We start from the raw sequence: 15,679 nt of genomic DNA, 5'->3' as shown, positions 1-15,679 counted from the left end.
GTCGGACCGGGGATGTTTGGTAGCAACGCAGCATTTGTGTTTGACAGCCCGTTTCACGCATTTATGTATGACATGCTGCCAGTGTTAATGACGACGGTTGATAATAATGCACTTGCGGTCTTCGTGGAGTATGGCGTTATTGGTACCGTACTGTTCCTCTTCCTGTTTTGGAAGATTTTCAGGTTCATGTTCTCGTTGTCAGACAGCACAAGCCCGGCTGTACGTTGGCTCTCCGTATTTGTCATTACGTACGGAATTGCTTTCTTGCTCATGGGGACACTGTCCACAGCTTGGGAAAACCACCCGTTGTCGATTTTCTTCTGGCTATTTTTAGGTATTGTTCTAAACTGGTATCAAAATAACAAACACGAACAACCCGAGGAGGTGTAAGGCGGATGCGCGTGCTTCTCATTAGCAATATGTATCCGAGTCAACACGCACCTACTTTTGGGATCTTTGTACGCAATCAAGTTGAACAGCTGCAAGCAGAAGAGATGGAGTTCACCGTTGCAGCCATTCGGGATCCGCGGACGGGCAAAAAGAACGTATTAAAAAAATACTTGCGTTGGGGTTTAGGCACAGTGAGCCGTTTTACGACCCGCTATGATCTTGTTCACGCCCATTATGCGTTCCCTTCAGGTGGGCTTGCTCGCCTGTATTATCGTCTTCGAAAAGTACCCTACATTGTGACCGTTCACGGTGGGGACTTAAACAAGATGGCTAAAAAAGGCCCCTTCTACAAAAAACAAACGAAAAAGATTTTGCAAGACGCTGCCCATGTGATTGCGGTTGGCCCGGCCTTATATGATGAAATCGTGAACGAGTATGAAGTAAGAGACGCAAATGTCTCTCTTCTGAACATGGGTGTAAACCGCCATACGTTCTATCCTCGAACGAATGAAGCGTCCCCATTTGACTCAAGTCATAAACATATCCTTTTGCAGGGAACTTAATCCGGCAAAAAGGAGTAGAAGAACTGATTGAAAGCTTTGATCTGCTATACAAAAACGACCCATCTGTTCGACTCCACCTCGTCGGTGCGTATGGGACAGAGAGCTATAAGAACCACTTGCATTCACTTGTAGAAAAAACCGATGCACCGACTGAAGCGATAACGTTTCACGGCACAAAAACGCAAGATGAACTAGCCAATTTCATGTCGCACGCTGACGTGTTTGTATTGCTTCTCACATTGAAGGATTTGGACTCGTCGCGTTAGAAGCGATGGCAACAGGTACACCTGTCGTTGCTAGCCGTGTCGGAGGCCTACCTTCTTTATTATCAGAGGGGGCTGGTATTCTAGTCGAAGCGAAGCAACCCGAACAGCTCGCTACAGCGATTACTTCAGCAATGATGGATTCACCTGAACGTAAAACCCTCATTGCTGCTGGATATAAAAAAGCAGAGCAACATGACTCAGAAGCCATCATTCAACAGATCGCGCGCATCTATCACGATACTGCTGAGGGGAAATCAAAATGAAAAAAGTTCTTTTTATATCTTCAGTAGGCGGTCACTTAACGCAGCTCATGCAGTTAAAACCACTCATGAAAGAATACGATTATCATGTGATTACGGAAAAAACTGAAGTTACGAAGCCGTTGCAACAAGAACACGAAAACATGTCCTACCTCGTGTATGGAGCGAGAAATTATCCTGTTCGTTACCTATTTAAGTTTTCGTATAACATCGTCAAGTCGCTCGTGCTCTTTCTAAAAATCCGCCCTGATGCAGTCGTGACGACAGGAACACATACGGCTGTACCGATGTGTTACATTGCAAAGCTTTTTCGAAAGCGAATCATTTATATCGAAAGCTTCGCAAAGACAAGTTCTCCAACGCTTGCCGGCAGGATGATCTATCCGATTTCTGACTTATTTATCGTTCAGTGGGAATCGATGCTCAAACATTATCCGAAAGCGGTCTACGGGGGGTCCATCTATTGATACTCGTTGTTTTAGGTACACAAGAACTCCCATTCACGCGACTTTTGAACGATGTAAATCAAATGGTTGAAGCGGGTGACATCAATGAAAAGGTCATCGTCCAAAATGGCCATACACCTGCACAAGCATTTCAACACTTAGATGCTCAGGCATTCTTTAGTTACGATGAAATGGACAAGCTCTATGATGAAGCAAAGTTGATCATCTCTCATGGTGGAACAGGTTCGATTATTACAGGTGTAAAGAAACAAAAACCGGTCATTGCTGTCCCACGACGACAAGAACATGGTGAACATAATGACAATCATCAACTTGAAATCGTTGAGCAATTCGTTTCTACCGGTCATGTGATTGGAAGTGGTGATTTGCACCAAGACGTACTAACGGCAAATGAAGGATTTACACCGGCACCTTTTACGAGTGGTCGTGATCATATCGCTGATATGATTCGTACCTTCATCCAAAACAAAGCATAAGTTTACCTGGAAAGGCTGAGAATAATGAAAGGAAAGCACTTTTTAGCAATCATTGGTGCAGTAACGATTATCAATCTCATATCACGTATGATTGGTTACTTCCGTGAAATGCTCGTCGGTTTTCAATTCGGCTTTAGCTTTCAAGCGGACAGCATCGTGACTGCCTATACAATCCCTAACTTTCTATACATTGTTCTCGGCGGAGCATTGACGAGTGCGTTCGTCTCTGTTTATAGCAAAATCGAAGACCCCGAAAAAAAGAAAACATACTTACAAAACTTGTTCGGCTGGTTATCAATTGCCATGATCATCTTGACACTCGTCTTTGTATTTTTCTCAAATGATATCATTCCGTTCATATTCCGAGATGCACCTGAGACGATTGATCTTACGGTGTCACTATTTGCGATTATGGCACCTGCCACAATCTTCCTTATTCTTTCCATGTGGCTGCAAGGCTTCTAAATGTAAACGACCGCTTCTCAATTGCAGCAATGTCAACACTAATCATGAACGGATCGTTTGTGTTGATAGCGTTTATTTTCTTTCCGATGGCCGGCTCCTATGCCCATGCTTACGGGGCGCTCATCAGTGCCATTCTTATGTTTATTTTTCTTGTCGTTTACAATTATCGAAAAGGTTTCTTCACCTTTAAACCGACACTCGGCCACTCCCCTGAAGTGTGGCGTACCTTTCGTCTGACTGTGCCGATCATGCTCGGTGGCGCCACGTTACAACTTTATTTCCTGATCTACCGAATTTTCGGTGCCCATTTAGATGAAGGAACCATAACCGCTTTAAATATCACGTCAAAGTTCGTCCAATTACCACAAACGGTGTTGATGATGGCCGTCACAGCTGTTATCTTCCCAATGCTTGCGCGTAAAGTCGCCGCAAATGAGCATGAGAGTGTTTCAAAGATTCATGGACAAGGGTTACGTCTCATGGCGCTTGCCATCATACCTGCCTCCGTCTTTATCGTTTTCTATGCAGAGGAAATTCTCATCACGTTTTTCGAATACCAAGATTTCACTCGGGAAAACACACTCATCGCTGTACCTTTGCTACAAATATTCGTAATTGGTATGTTCTTTCACGCTGCAAATGTGTATATTACAAGGTTTTATTACGCATATGAGCGTTCAATCTATCCGCTTGTCGTCAGCCTTATTTCTGTATTAGGTTTGAACATATCCTTAAGCTTTTTGCTTATTGAGCCATACGGGGCTGAAGGGTTAGCCTGGGCGATGACACTCAGTGCAGCGGTGAATTTCCTTCTGCTTTTAGCCGGTGTTGGCTATGTGCTAAAATGGCAGAAGAAATCCAAAGAGCAATGGAAAGACCAAAGCTTAGGTTTCATGCGGTTGATGCTAATGACAATCTTAATTGCCGGCGCTCTCTACGGATTAAGACAACTATACACATTTGACCTTCCTTTCGTTTCACTCGTCGTTGGTGGGATTGGTTCAGTGCTGCTTTTCATCGCCCTGCTTTTCATCCTTCGATTTAGTGAGCGAAAAGAACTACAACAGTTATTGCAACGGAAAGTAGGAGATGACCGATGAAACTAACGATAATCGGTACCGGATATGTAGGGCTCGTTTCGGGCGTGTGTTTTGCAGAACTTGGGAACACTGTCGTTTGCGTAGACAAACTGGAAACAAAGGTTCAACAATTACAAGCTGGCAAGAGCCCGATTTACGAGCCAGGGCTTGAAGAACTACTACAAAAAAACATACAGAGTGGCAACCTCTCTTTTACGACCGATTTACAAGAAGATATCCACAACAGTGACATCATTATTATCGCTGTCGGTACACCTCAATCCGAAGACGGTTCTGCAGATTTAACTTATGTTCACCAAGTTGCGAAAGAAATTGGAGAAGCACTCCCGACCGATTCTCGGTTCGTCATCGTAAACAAATCAACCGTTCCTGTCGGCACAGCACAATCGGTCAAAACGATCATCTTAGAACAAAATGCCGATGTGGATATAGCGGTTTGTTCTGTTCCTGAATTTCTTCGAGAAGGTTCAGCTGTCTATGATACAATGAACCCAGACCGTATCGTTATTGGATCTTCCTCGCAGTGGGCGACAGATCTACTTGAGACGTTACACTTCCCACTCGCATCTGGAGACAAGATTGTACGAACGGATGAACCGAGTGCAGAGATGATTAAGTATGCCGCAAATTCATTTCTAGCGACGAAGATTTCCTTCATTAATGAAATGGCAAATATTAGTGAGCATCTCGGAGCGAACATTGACGATGTCGTCCGAGGCATCGGTTCAGATCGAAGAATTAGCCTCATTTCCTTAATGCCGGTCTTGGTTACGGAGGTTCATGTTTTCCAAAAGATGTTCGTGCATTGATGAACATGGCCGGAGCAAGAGATTATGTTCCTGTCATGTTGCAAGCTGCAGACGAAGTGAACGTCCGCCAACGCCATCGTCCGATTCAACATTTAGATACGCATTTTAACGAGGAACTTGAAGGAAAAACGGTCGCTGTTTTAGGACTTGCTTTTAAACCTAACACTGATGATATGAGGGACGCGCCAAGCATTGATATTATCCATGACCTAACGAAGCGTGGCGCGCACATTCGTGCTCATGATCCGATCGCCATTGAAGCAGCGGCTCCGCTGTTGCCAAGATCCGTGCACTTGGCTACATCAGCTCAAGATGCCTACACAGGTGCAGATGCCGTTATTATCGTTACAGAATGGGATGAATACAAAGCGCTCACTCCCGCACAACTAACCGCACATATGCAAGGCAATGTACTCATTGATGGAAGAAACGCTTTAGACTTTGCAGCTTATAAGGACGCAGGCTTTGACTACTACGGCATTGGCCGTAGCTAGTCAGCAGTCTTGCTACATATTTGTGGGAGGGGAAATCAATGAAAAGCTATACAAGCTTACTTACAATTTTTACCGGTGGATTGCTACTCGTTAGTGCTTGCTCCGGAGAAAGTGCAACTGCTGATGAGCAACCGCAAGCCGCAGGTGATGACTGGGTTGAATCGGAAATTAACGAACTAGACGAAAAACTCACAGGAGCTGAGGACCGCGCCGAACGACTGGCTTTGGACATCGAATTACTTAGTGAGGGACGTTCGTTTCCAGATGTGCGAACAGACCTATTTGCCTTTGAAGAAATTGAATACTTAACCGGCTTGTCCGTTATCAATGGTTATTCCGATGGCACATTCCGTCCGTATAACCAGATTACACGTGGACAAACTGCCACAATGCTCGTGCGCCAACTCGACCTTACAGCTCCAGATGATTACGAACTCCAAGCGACTGATGTACGTTCCAGTCACCAGAACTTTGAAGCGCTTCGAATCGTAGAATACAACGAAATTATGATGGGTAACGACGGAATCATGAGCCAGGCAACCCACTCACCCGTTCGCAAATGGCACGTGTCCTCGTGCGCGCTTACCCAGATGAGATCCCAAAGACAGATACTCGTCATACATTTACAGACATGAACGAGAACACGTCAGGGTATGAAGAAGTGAACCAGCTTGCTGACAGTGGCATTACGACACAAGTGAACACAGACTTCAGGCCAAACCACCCGACAAACCGGGCCCAATTCTCTGTATTTATTGCACGAACAATCAATGAGGAATTCAGAAATTAACGAACGTAAAAAGCAGAACTTTTAGAGGGATAATCGCACTAAAAGTTCTGCTTTTTTTAATTCTCTATCTTCGTTCGATTCTTATATTTGTGTAGTAATGATGCAAAATATCTTCGTATGAATAGCCTTGTTGTGCCATTGTTAATGCTCCCCACTGACTCATTCCGAGTCCATGGCCCCAACCGCCACCTTCAAATGTAATCGTCTCTCCACTTGGTTGGATCGTTTGGCTGCCATTTGCTGTCCGGACAGACAGGTGGTTCGTATGCAAGTTAATCTGCTCATTGTTAGGCAAAGCCATACTTGCCCCATTTAGATCAATGGACGTCGTACCGCCACCAGGCAATCTCACTTGGGCATCTTGGTCAGGAAAACGAATGTCAAACTTCGTGCTGTTTAATGATTGGCCAAGTGCGCTTCGAATCGAGTCTGGCCCCCCTCGTTCAGGAAACGTTTTTGTGCGGGTTTGACCATTGTTGTTGACTCCAACGACCGTAAGTTTCTGCACTCTGCCTGCTTCACTTCTCTCATTAACTTCTAAGTCACTTACCGTCCAGCCATTGCCGAACACATGGGCACCGATATCTGAACGGGTCATCGTCGTCGTCCACGTATGTCTGCTATTCCCAGGATTATTATCGTATGGGTCTTCAACGGCGCGAATGTACGGAACTGTAGTTAACCATACGTTTTCACTGTCGTCTGTATAACCACCTGAACTTGAATGATAAAATGCGGTGATTAATGAACCGTTATGGGTGGCATAGATCCCTCTCGTTTCGTCCACTGCACGGTTGCTATTCGGGTGTTCACCGGTTTTCCCTACATACACTTGATGAACCGTTGTATCAACGAGGAAATCATTACTGTTCATATTTGACTTCGCATAATTACGAGCAGCGACAGATTGGGCCTTAAGTGCTCAAGAGGCCAGCCACCACTCATTTCACGTGGAACAACTCCCTTTAAATAGTCATCGATCCCTAAGATATTGTGTAACCGCAAACCACGATGACTCCCAGGAGAAGTAACCTCCATTGTTCCTCTGTATGTATTCTGCGTATAAGAGGAGCTACCTGCTGCGCGTACACGATTTACGGTGACATCATTACTGCTAGACCCTGGTGAGCGTTCTTCTAGACGAAACCTCTACTCGAGTATATGTAACTGTCACTTCTTGCATCACGTACCCCAACCTGCCCAGAGGAATTGGCATAGCGAAACTGCAGTGGACCGCTGTAAGAGACCGATTGACCATTTCCCAAATTAACGAGTCGATAAGAGCCTGCCGGTGTCAATGTGAACGTATCATCAGGACGAGTCGGACATTGATCGGATCACGATATTCAGCTGCATCTGCGCCATTCGTCTCAAGTAGAATGAATCCTGAGACAATGAATAAAACCGCGAACAATGATTGATATATGGCTTTCATTTTCATCGATTCCTTTCACTCATTTCTAGCGATTTTTCAATTCATTCACTTCGGCTTCAAGGCGATCAATCTCATCTTCAAGGCTTGAAATGCGATCACTGTAGGGCGCCAATTGCTCGAGTACCCAATCCACACTTGCGACTACAGGTTGTGCTTGTGCAATCGATTCGTTCTTTAATAGTAGTCCTGAAGAAGCGATCACAGCGACAAAGATGCCAGCGATGATAACTAATTTCTTAAACATGTCACAAACCTCCAACTTAAATGATATGAAAATTATACCAAATTTCCTATCTGTTAGATAGTTTCATATTTTCATAGTGTGATTCGGTATTGTGTCTGTATTGTGTAAATTGGTGAAAACAACCGTGTAGATTTAGAATCTATGCTATAATTTCGAAAGGGTCTGTCAGTTGTAACCAAACGAAACAAATACCGTTTTTTACTATATATGTTGCCTTGTGGTTTGGGAAAAGGTAATAAGGGAGGGTCAAACCATGATCACAGCTATTTCTTTGGTCGTCTGTTTTATTATTGCACTTGTCATGACACCCATCATAAAAAAGTTTGCCATTAAAATCGGCGCAACTGATCAGCCAAATGACCGAAAAGTACACCAAAAGGTGATGGCTAGAATCGGTGGTTTGGCAATCTTTATTGCTTTTATTGCCGGAATTTTTATACCTCAAGCACATACACATGAATTTTTCTATCCTATTTTAATTGGTGCGTTTATTATTACGCTTACCGGATTTTTAGATGACCTGTTTGAACTATCTGCTAAATGGAAACTACTCGGACAAATTGCTGCCGCTTCCGCGGTTGTTATCGCGGCATTCATGTTGAATTCATTAACTTGCCTTTTGATATGCAATGGCAGCTCGGTTGGCTCAGCATTCCGCTTACAATGCTTTGGATTATTGGGGTAACAAACGCCATTAATCTTATCGACGGTCTTGATGGATTGGCAGCCGGTGTCTCCTCGATCGTACTCGCGACCATTACGATTGTTGCCATCATTGACTCTAACGTTTTTGTCATGGCACTCGGAGCGGTAATGCTCGGAAGTACGCTCGGGTTTTTAGTGCACAACTTTAACCCAGCCAAGATCTTTATGGGTGACACTGGCGCCTTATTTCTCGGCTTTATGATTTCAGTCATTTCACTGCTCGGCTTTAAAAACATTACGGTGTTCTCTTTGCTCATTCCAGCAATTTTGTTAGCAGTGCCCATTTCGGACACGCTCTTTGCTATCATACGCCGAATTGTTAACAAGAAGCCATTGTCAATTGCCGATAAGTCTCACCTGCATCACTGTTTATTAAACTTAGGCTACAGCCATAAACAGACCGTATTAATAATTTACGCGATGAGTGCATTGTTTGGCATTGCAGCCATCGTGTTAACACTCTCTGAGCTTTGGGTGACGGTACTCGTCGTATTAGCCTTACTCACCTGCATTGAAATATTCGCTGAGAAAGTCGGTCTCGTGAGTAAAGAATATCGGCCATTTATGAAGTTCTTCACGAAGATCGGAGATAATATAACACGAAGGTAAGCGATTCTCATTCGTGTAACAAAGGTATGCCCCTTTGCTATCTGTCGACGAGTGAAGGGGCTATTGAATGCAACTTAATTTCATCATTTTTAAGACACAGTATATAAGAAATGATATAATATTAAAATGCTTATGGTTATACACGTATGCGTAGCAAGGTGGTGTAAAGAACGATGGAAGCTTTAGAAATCTTTCAACGCTATGAGCTTAAATATTTAATTCCTTACGATGTTTACGAGCAGGTTACCGAACAACTTCAGAAGCGAATGAAGTTCGACCCTTATGGAGATGAAAACGGGTGTTACAATATTGTCAGTCTGTATTTTGATTCAAAAGACGATAAGATATACAATGAAACCCGCAACAACTTAAACTTCAGACAGAAACTTCGACTGCGAGTATACGGTGAGTCTGACTTGAACAGTACATCTTTTCTAGAGATTAAGCAGAAATACAACCGAGTTGTGAATAAGCGGCGAACGTTAATTACGTTAAGTGATGCGTACGATTTCTTTTATAACAACGCCAAAAATGAAGCTAATTACAACGTTTCTAACCGCCAAATTCTTGGAGAGGTGAATGCGTTTAGCTCGTTGTATGAATTAGAACCCTCTGTCGTTGTCAGTTACGACCGTCAAGCTCTCGCCGGAATCGATGAGCCGGACTTACGCGTCACATTTGATTTCAATCTCATGACGAGAAATGATAACTTGAGTATTGAAGACGGTCCAGACGGTAATTTGTTTGTTGATCAAAACATGGTTATCATGGAAGTCAAAGTCTCGAACAGCGTTCCATACTGGCTCTCACGAATGCTCAGTGATTATGAATGCGAGCGCAAATCTGTGTCCAAGTTTTGCACATGCATTGATATGGCGAACGGACTCATAAAACCTTATCAACCAATAAACCCACAAGTTGCAAGCGCTGCTGGCTCTGGCTTCTAGTCATCCAGCTATTTGCATGTAATGGTAATCCTACTAATCAAGGAGAATGAAGATGGAAGGCTTTTTAGATGAACTACGTAACTTCACCGATATGACGACACAATCGTCCATTGTTGACGGCTTTTTAGCTATATCATTGACGTTTGTTCTTTCAATGATTATTACATTCCTTTACCAAAAAACACATAAAGGTGCCCGGTACGCACAATCATTTATACATACAATCGTAATTATGTCGATGGTTGTTTCTGTAATTATGATCGTGATTGGCAATAACATAGCTGTCGCATTTGGTCTTGTCGGCGCGTTCTCCATTATTCGCTTCCGATCTGCGATGAATGATCCAAAAGACATTGCCTTCATATTCTTCGGCATGGCAGCTGGTATCGCTTCAGGGCTCGGCTTTTATTTACTAGCCATATTGTTTACGATTACAGTGAGCGTTATTATTTACTTCCTTTACGTCATCGACTACGGTGGTGGCCAATCCGTTCAAAAGCGCATGAGGATTACCATCCCCGAAAACATGCATTACGAAAATGTGTTTGATGAAACCTTTAATGAATACTTGCACGATTATAAGCTGACAAATGTTGAAACGACGAACCTCGGTACGATGTACCAATGACGTACATGATTACGACAAATGACAATGTATCCGATAAAGACTTAATCGACGCAATCCGTCAATTAAACGCCAACTTAAAAGTATCAATCGGCATGGCGAATCCCGATTGATGGCAAAACGCGAAGTCTGTATAGACTTCGCGTTTTTTGTACGTGCAATGCGCAGTTGCTGTTTCTCGATAAAACCGACCCCAAAACTTTTTACGTTAGTCTGCTTCATTTAGAAAAAATTTTTTGCAATATCATTCCAGATAACGGTCTAATAGGGGGTGCTTGGGCAGGCACACATCCTCCCATAACCGTAATGGCATATCGACATTCATCACTCCACTTCTTATCGTGAAAACAAATTAATATCACCCTTAGCCATCCCATAGTAGGAGTTCTCTCGATTCATCACAATACACCGTAAGCAAAAAAAGCAGGCTAAGGATAAAGATTCCCTCACCTGCTTCTTTGTTATAGATTCAATTCACGTATATACGACGTTAAGTCGGACCGATAGTCTTCTCTTTCAAGGGCGAAGTCAATGGTCGCTTGTAAAAATCCGAATTTATCACCCACATCGTAGCGCGTTCCTTCAAAGTGATACGCGAGTACGTCTTGGTCATTGATGAGCTTGCGAATGCCATCGGTTAATTGAATTTCATTACCCGCACCAGGTGGCAATGTCTTAAGAATTGGCATGATCTCTGGCGTAAGGACGTAACGACCCATGATTGCCAAATTAGAAGGTGCTTCTTCTAGTCCCGGCTTTTCAACGAGATCACGAACAGGCACTGTGCCTGATTCATCGATATCGGACTGTGGAGATACAATGCCGTAGCTAGAAACGCGGTGCTCGGGAACTTGTTGAACACCGAGCACAGAACGCTCTTCTTCTTCGTAGATGTTCATTAACTGCTTAAGGCATGGCACATCGGAGCGAACGATATCATCGCCGAGCATGACAGCAAATGGCTCGTTGCCAATAAACGTACTTGCACAGGCAATGGCGTGTCCTAAGCCTCTCGGTTCTTTCTGACGTACGTAATGAATGGATGCCATGTTAGATATTTTCTTGACTTCTTCCAAACGATCCCATTTCTCTGTTCGCTCTAGCGTCTGTTCTAGTTCGTATGAAACATCAAAGTGGTCTTCAATCGCACGTTTGCCACGGCCACTGATGATTAATATGTCTTCAATTCCAGAAGCAATTGCTTCTTCTACAATGTATTGAATGGTCGGTTTATCAACGACGGGTAGCATTTCTTTCGGAAGTGCTTTCGTTGCAGGTAAAAACCTCGTTCCTAGACCTGCTGCAGGAATGACTGCCTTTTTTACTTTCAAGATTATTCTCCTTCCAAAAAACAAACATCGAATATCTTCAGTATATCATATGCCTCACTTGTACAACATCCGCAGATTACCAATTCAGCCTGTGATTGTCGAATTATATTTTATATTATTTTAATATTTAGATAGATAATACTTAGGACTTATGATACAGTACTATTATACAGAAAGGAGGATTCACATGCCGGATATCTAGTGAATTAATCATGATTCGGTGGTACACTTAACAGTCTGATTCCTTGCTTCTCACTTACAACTCACTTCCATGAAAGGAGGTGCAGCCAAGATGCTAAATCAAGTCTCTCTCATTGGGAGGATTACAAAAGATCCTCAACTACGCTTCACAAACTCTGGAGTTGCTTACGTAAAACTTCACCTCGCCATTCAACGCCGCTATCGAAATGCGCAAGGAGAATTTGATGCAGACTTTGTTCCATGTATCATCTGGCGAAAACAAGCTGAGTCAACCGCAAATTACTGTCACAAAGGGGCGTTGGTGTCAATCACCGGAAGAATTCAAACACGCTACTATCTCAATGACCAAAACGAGCGGACGTATGTGACTGAAATTATTGGAGATGATGTTCGATTCCTCAAATTACAGGCCGCTACGACGAGCTCGAGCACTGAACACTCCACGAACGATACAACCAGTACACCAACACCTTCATAAAGACCACACTGCACACTATCGTATTACCACGACCGATACTAGAAACCCACATTGACTCTCTCAAACAGCAAGACCTTCCATCAAGATTTATCCCCCAAATACTCGTACGATATGTGAATAACGATAACAGAAAGCGCTTACAATGAATCTAGGTAGGCATATTTTCACAAATGCTCGTACACCGTCCCTGAACGTAAAACTGCCAATTCAGGGACGGACTTCTTTATATTCATCACGGTATGCACGAGGAGATAAACCAGTCTTATCTTTAAACTGACGACTGAAATAGTTCGGATCACGATAGCCGACATCAAAGGCTAAGTGTTTTACAGATTGGCGAGTCATGGATAGCTTCTTCATAGCAGCGATTAACCGCATATCTCGTAACACTTGCCGAAACGTTCCACCTTCATGCTGAACGAACAACTGGCCCAGATATGAAGGGTTTCGATCGACGACGAGGGCAACATCTCTTAGCGTAAGATAAGGATTGTCATATTGGCTCCTCATATAATTCATTGCTGTCTTCACAATTTCTACCGAGACGGTAGACTTTTCACTTTCTTGAAGTTCCAACATGAGTGAAAATCCCTTTTGCAATATGTCCAGTACTTCCTCAGCATGGTCAGCATAGTGCACACGTCTAAGTAAAGTGCTAAGACGTTGCATTGTTTCCTCTTCTTTATCAATTGAATGATCAAGCTCATGATAGAGACTCTCAATGACGGAAGTTGAACGATTTCTCGTATATACTAACCCACGGTACGATGATTCACACTCATACAACCAACCTTTCACCCATTCTAAGAATCCTCCATCGTCGGTATATTGCAGAAAGTCCAATAGCCGTTTTTTCTCTAAATGCGTTAAATATGGGAAATCAATGGCGTTCGAATTACTTACCCGATTGGCAATGAGTACTTTACCTAGGCCACTGAAGTATGTGTTAGAAAATGCTTGGCGACAAGCGAGGTATGCTTGACGATAGGTACTTTTACCTGTAGATACAAAGTAAGCAACAACGAGTGGGTTCTCTTCTTTATGTTGCCATTGGTTTAAACATTCACTTGGAACGTTGTATGTCTTCGTCGAATGATGATGAATAACAACGACTACACAGTCATCCATCATCGTTAACGTATATTCAAAATTATGTAATGACTCCAGTTCTTGAAGATACTGGAATAACGCAATTGGATCCCGGTTTCTTGGCCGAAACATGAGCATGCTAAATTCTTGCTCATGTTGTGTTTCTAGTGAAAGAAGTTGTTTGGATAACTGTTCGCTTTCAGACATATGAATCGCGTCTTGATAAGACGTGTGCTTACGTCCTTCATTTTGCATAACGTACTCTATGCATTCTTTCAAATCTTCTGTATCGACAGGCTTTCTTATGACGCCATTCGCTTGGAGCTCAACGGTACGTTGCATCGTTTTAAAGGTCTCATCATTAACAAAAACAATCAATTTCCCAGAAAAGTGCTGTAGCGTTCTACTCAAATCAGAAAATTGCTCATCATCAAATAAATCAATCTCTAGGATTAATATGTGAGGAAACGGGTGCCTAAGCGCGTCTTGTAGTTCTCCGCTCGTAGCCACGAAACTTTGAACTTGGTAATGGGTGTCCATAGCTTCAATGGCCCACTTTAATCCGATATGGTTATTTTGGTCCTGGTCTGCGACGATAAATTGGACTGCCACTATTTCCACCTCTTCTAATCACGATCATTATTACTAATTTACCATTAATTTGTTACTACCTCAAGAGTTTTGACATGCGACTATTATACAAAATGAATAAACTATTCAATATAAACCCTTAAAAACTATAGAATTTTGGATCTTATGGTCGATGAATATATCTTCACATTGATAAAAATTAGTATCTTATACCTACTCGAGTGGATGGAGCAACGCTCTTTGCTTCTTTTTTTATTTTGTTTTTATACAACCTTCTCTATAATGAATACGTAGCTGTTTGTTAGGAACTAAAAAGTGCATGATATTCCTTCTGGAATGCATCTTACGCACGATAAACTCTACATAACGACGTGTATCGTATACTTATAAACGAGGAGGCTGCTGGTAATGAGAATTCATATCGACATTAATGAAAACCATCCGGAAACGTCGATCACGATCCACGCAGCAGAATGGAGTCAAGAGTTAGAGCAATTAATGCGGTCATTAAATGAACAGAGCCAACCATCGAGTAGTCCATTTCGTCTACTTGCAGAAGATGGAGATACTTCGTTTGTTGTCACGCCTGGCGAGGTTGATTATTTGTATGCCGAAGACCGGAAAGTGTTTGCGGCCATTGGAGAAAAGCGTTATGAAATGAAACACAAATTGTACGAACTTGAAGAACTTCTCACTGACTTTACGTTTGTGCGGTTTTCTAAGTCTGTAATCGGAAACATCGACCAGATTGATCGATTTGAAGTTTCTTTTAACGGAAACCTTTGTGTGTTTTTCAAATCAGGAAATAAAGAATACGTATCGCGCAAATATGTGAAAACATTGCGCAATATTTTGACAGGAGGGTAATATTCATGGCAAAAGAAATTATTTACCGCTTTTTTGCTGGAATTGGGGCTGGCGGCATTGTCACGTTTGTGTTTTTGACGTATCTCATGATCATTGATCTCAACCCTCCGGTCGCGGAAATATGGAGAAATATGCTCGGAGGCATGCTTGTCGGTGTATACTTCTCTCTATCGTCTTTCGTCTTTGATCTTGAGAATTGGAGTACGTTAAAAGCGACAATTGTTCATTATGCGACTTCGATCATCGTTTATTTTTCTATTGCTCTGATTGTAAGTTGGGTTCCGCTTCGACCATTACCGCTACTGCTAGCTGTTGCGCTCTTCACCCTTTTTTATGCCCTTCATTGGATGGGTTTTTATGTATATTATCGTCGACTAGCGAAGAACTTTAATGAATCTTTAAATCGAGACTCTCTGTAATCTAAATAGAAATAAACAATTTACTCTATGTGCCGAAATAACAGATAGAGGTGGTTTG

The 15,679-nt window shown here is 42.7% G+C and carries 16 protein-coding genes and 5 pseudogenes; 16 read left to right on the top strand and 5 right to left on the bottom strand.

All coding sequences use genetic code 11. The features are described 5' to 3' along the window. Positions 1-12 precede the first annotated feature (12 nt). The 10 genes and pseudogenes from JCM19037_RS03485 (at position 13) to JCM19037_RS23945 (ending at position 6,080) form a co-directional block, all read left to right on the top strand. On the top strand, positions 13-390 hold the full coding sequence (locus tag JCM19037_RS03485; protein ID WP_042397918.1) for a hypothetical protein: 378 nt from the start codon (positions 13-15) through the stop codon (positions 388-390). Positions 391-395: 5 nt separating this feature from the next. Further along, positions 396-953 (top strand): glycosyltransferase, encoded by a 558-nt coding sequence (locus JCM19037_RS21980; protein ID WP_052363502.1) that lies wholly within the window; start codon positions 396-398, stop codon positions 951-953. Then, positions 953-1,482: pseudogene (locus tag JCM19037_RS29840) on the top strand (glycosyltransferase family 4 protein). The gene JCM19037_RS21980 and the pseudogene JCM19037_RS29840 overlap by 1 nt, the downstream one beginning before the upstream one ends. After that, positions 1,479-1,946, top strand: a complete 468-nt coding sequence (pssD, locus tag JCM19037_RS03475; protein WP_042397915.1) for a PssD/Cps14F family polysaccharide biosynthesis glycosyltransferase — start codon at positions 1,479-1,481, stop codon at positions 1,944-1,946. Before JCM19037_RS29840 ends, pssD begins: the two are co-directional and overlap by 4 nt. Continuing rightward, on the top strand, positions 1,943-2,422 hold the full coding sequence (locus JCM19037_RS03470) for a glycosyltransferase (protein WP_042397913.1): 480 nt from the start codon (positions 1,943-1,945) through the stop codon (positions 2,420-2,422). The genes pssD and JCM19037_RS03470 overlap by 4 nt, the downstream gene beginning before the upstream one ends. A gap of 24 nt (positions 2,423-2,446) precedes the next feature. Further along, positions 2,447-3,987 (top strand): annotated as a pseudogene (gene murJ / locus JCM19037_RS03465) (murein biosynthesis integral membrane protein MurJ). Next, a pseudogene (locus tag JCM19037_RS26635) lies at positions 3,984-4,798 on the top strand (UDP-glucose/GDP-mannose dehydrogenase family protein); the annotation flags it as partial. The pseudogenes murJ and JCM19037_RS26635, both read left to right, overlap by 4 nt. Beyond that, entirely contained in the window at positions 4,796-5,290 is a 495-nt protein-coding gene (locus tag JCM19037_RS26630; RefSeq protein ID WP_373900329.1) for a UDP binding domain-containing protein, read from the top strand. The pseudogene JCM19037_RS26635 and the gene JCM19037_RS26630, both read left to right, overlap by 3 nt. 38 nt (positions 5,291-5,328) lie before the next feature. After that, positions 5,329-5,925: an S-layer homology domain-containing protein gene (locus JCM19037_RS03455; RefSeq protein ID WP_042397910.1), complete on the top strand. Its 597-nt coding sequence runs from the start codon at positions 5,329-5,331 to the stop codon at positions 5,923-5,925. After that, complete coding sequence (locus tag JCM19037_RS23945) at positions 5,922-6,080, top strand: S-layer homology domain-containing protein (RefSeq protein ID WP_193744158.1); 159 nt, start codon at positions 5,922-5,924, stop codon at positions 6,078-6,080. Before JCM19037_RS03455 ends, JCM19037_RS23945 begins: the two co-directional genes overlap by 4 nt. Positions 6,081-6,144: 64 nt before the next feature. Here JCM19037_RS23945 and JCM19037_RS03450 read toward each other — a convergent pair. From JCM19037_RS03450 to JCM19037_RS03445, 3 genes and pseudogenes are all read right to left on the bottom strand, one after another. After that, a pseudogene (locus tag JCM19037_RS03450) lies at positions 6,145-7,118 on the bottom strand (SpoIID/LytB domain-containing protein). Positions 7,119-7,374: 256 nt separating this feature from the next. Beyond that, on the bottom strand, positions 7,375-7,515 hold the full coding sequence (locus JCM19037_RS25495; protein ID WP_193744646.1) for a hypothetical protein: 141 nt from the start codon (positions 7,513-7,515) through the stop codon (positions 7,375-7,377). A gap of 25 nt (positions 7,516-7,540) precedes the next feature. After that, positions 7,541-7,759 (bottom strand): hypothetical protein, encoded by a 219-nt coding sequence (locus tag JCM19037_RS03445; protein WP_042397905.1) that lies wholly within the window; start codon positions 7,757-7,759, stop codon positions 7,541-7,543. 253 nt (positions 7,760-8,012) lie between these two features. On the opposite strand from JCM19037_RS03445, the pseudogene JCM19037_RS03440 reads away from it, so the two are divergent. The 3 genes and pseudogenes from JCM19037_RS03440 to JCM19037_RS03430 all read left to right on the top strand — a co-directional run bounded on the left by JCM19037_RS03440 (position 8,013) and on the right by JCM19037_RS03430 (position 10,648). Then, positions 8,013-9,073, top strand: a pseudogene (locus tag JCM19037_RS03440) (glycosyltransferase family 4 protein). A 173-nt stretch (positions 9,074-9,246) separates the two neighbouring features. After that, the gene (locus tag JCM19037_RS03435; RefSeq protein ID WP_042397901.1) at positions 9,247-10,020 is read left to right on the top strand and encodes a polyphosphate polymerase domain-containing protein; all 774 of its coding nucleotides are present in this window, start codon (positions 9,247-9,249) and stop codon (positions 10,018-10,020) included. A 52-nt stretch (positions 10,021-10,072) separates the two neighbouring features. Beyond that, positions 10,073-10,648 (top strand): DUF4956 domain-containing protein, encoded by a 576-nt coding sequence (locus JCM19037_RS03430; protein ID WP_238544519.1) that lies wholly within the window; start codon positions 10,073-10,075, stop codon positions 10,646-10,648. Between the two features lie 458 nt (positions 10,649-11,106). Here JCM19037_RS03430 and galU read toward each other — a convergent pair whose 3' ends face one another. Further along, positions 11,107-11,976 carry a UTP--glucose-1-phosphate uridylyltransferase GalU gene (gene galU / locus JCM19037_RS03425; RefSeq protein WP_042397897.1) on the bottom strand — a complete coding sequence of 290 codons (870 nt, stop codon included), beginning with the start codon at positions 11,974-11,976 and terminating at the stop codon, positions 11,107-11,109. A 292-nt stretch (positions 11,977-12,268) separates the two neighbouring features. Between galU and ssb the strand changes: the two genes are divergently transcribed. After that, positions 12,269-12,655: a single-stranded DNA-binding protein gene (ssb, locus tag JCM19037_RS03420; protein ID WP_042397893.1), complete on the top strand. Its 387-nt coding sequence runs from the start codon at positions 12,269-12,271 to the stop codon at positions 12,653-12,655. Between the two features lie 207 nt (positions 12,656-12,862). Here ssb and JCM19037_RS03415 read toward each other — a convergent pair whose 3' ends face one another. Further along, on the bottom strand, positions 12,863-14,356 hold the full coding sequence (locus JCM19037_RS03415) for a helix-turn-helix domain-containing protein (RefSeq protein WP_042397890.1): 1,494 nt from the start codon (positions 14,354-14,356) through the stop codon (positions 12,863-12,865). A 387-nt stretch (positions 14,357-14,743) separates the two neighbouring features. On the opposite strand from JCM19037_RS03415, the gene JCM19037_RS03410 reads away from it, so the two are divergent. Both JCM19037_RS03410 and JCM19037_RS03405 read left to right on the top strand, forming a co-directional pair. Further along, a complete protein-coding gene (locus JCM19037_RS03410; protein WP_042397888.1) occupies positions 14,744-15,202 on the top strand; it encodes a LytTR family DNA-binding domain-containing protein in 459 nt (152 codons plus the stop codon). Between the two features lie 5 nt (positions 15,203-15,207). After that, positions 15,208-15,621: a DUF3021 domain-containing protein gene (locus JCM19037_RS03405; protein ID WP_042397885.1), complete on the top strand. Its 414-nt coding sequence runs from the start codon at positions 15,208-15,210 to the stop codon at positions 15,619-15,621. Positions 15,622-15,679: the final 58 nt, after the last annotated feature.

It is taken from the genome of Geomicrobium sp. JCM 19037, from assembly GCF_000698105.1.
Lineage (GTDB): Bacteria > Bacillota > Bacilli > Bacillales > Marinococcaceae > Geomicrobium_A.
Note: the sequence above shows the minus strand (reverse complement) of the source record. Positions and strands in the feature narration are given on the sequence as shown.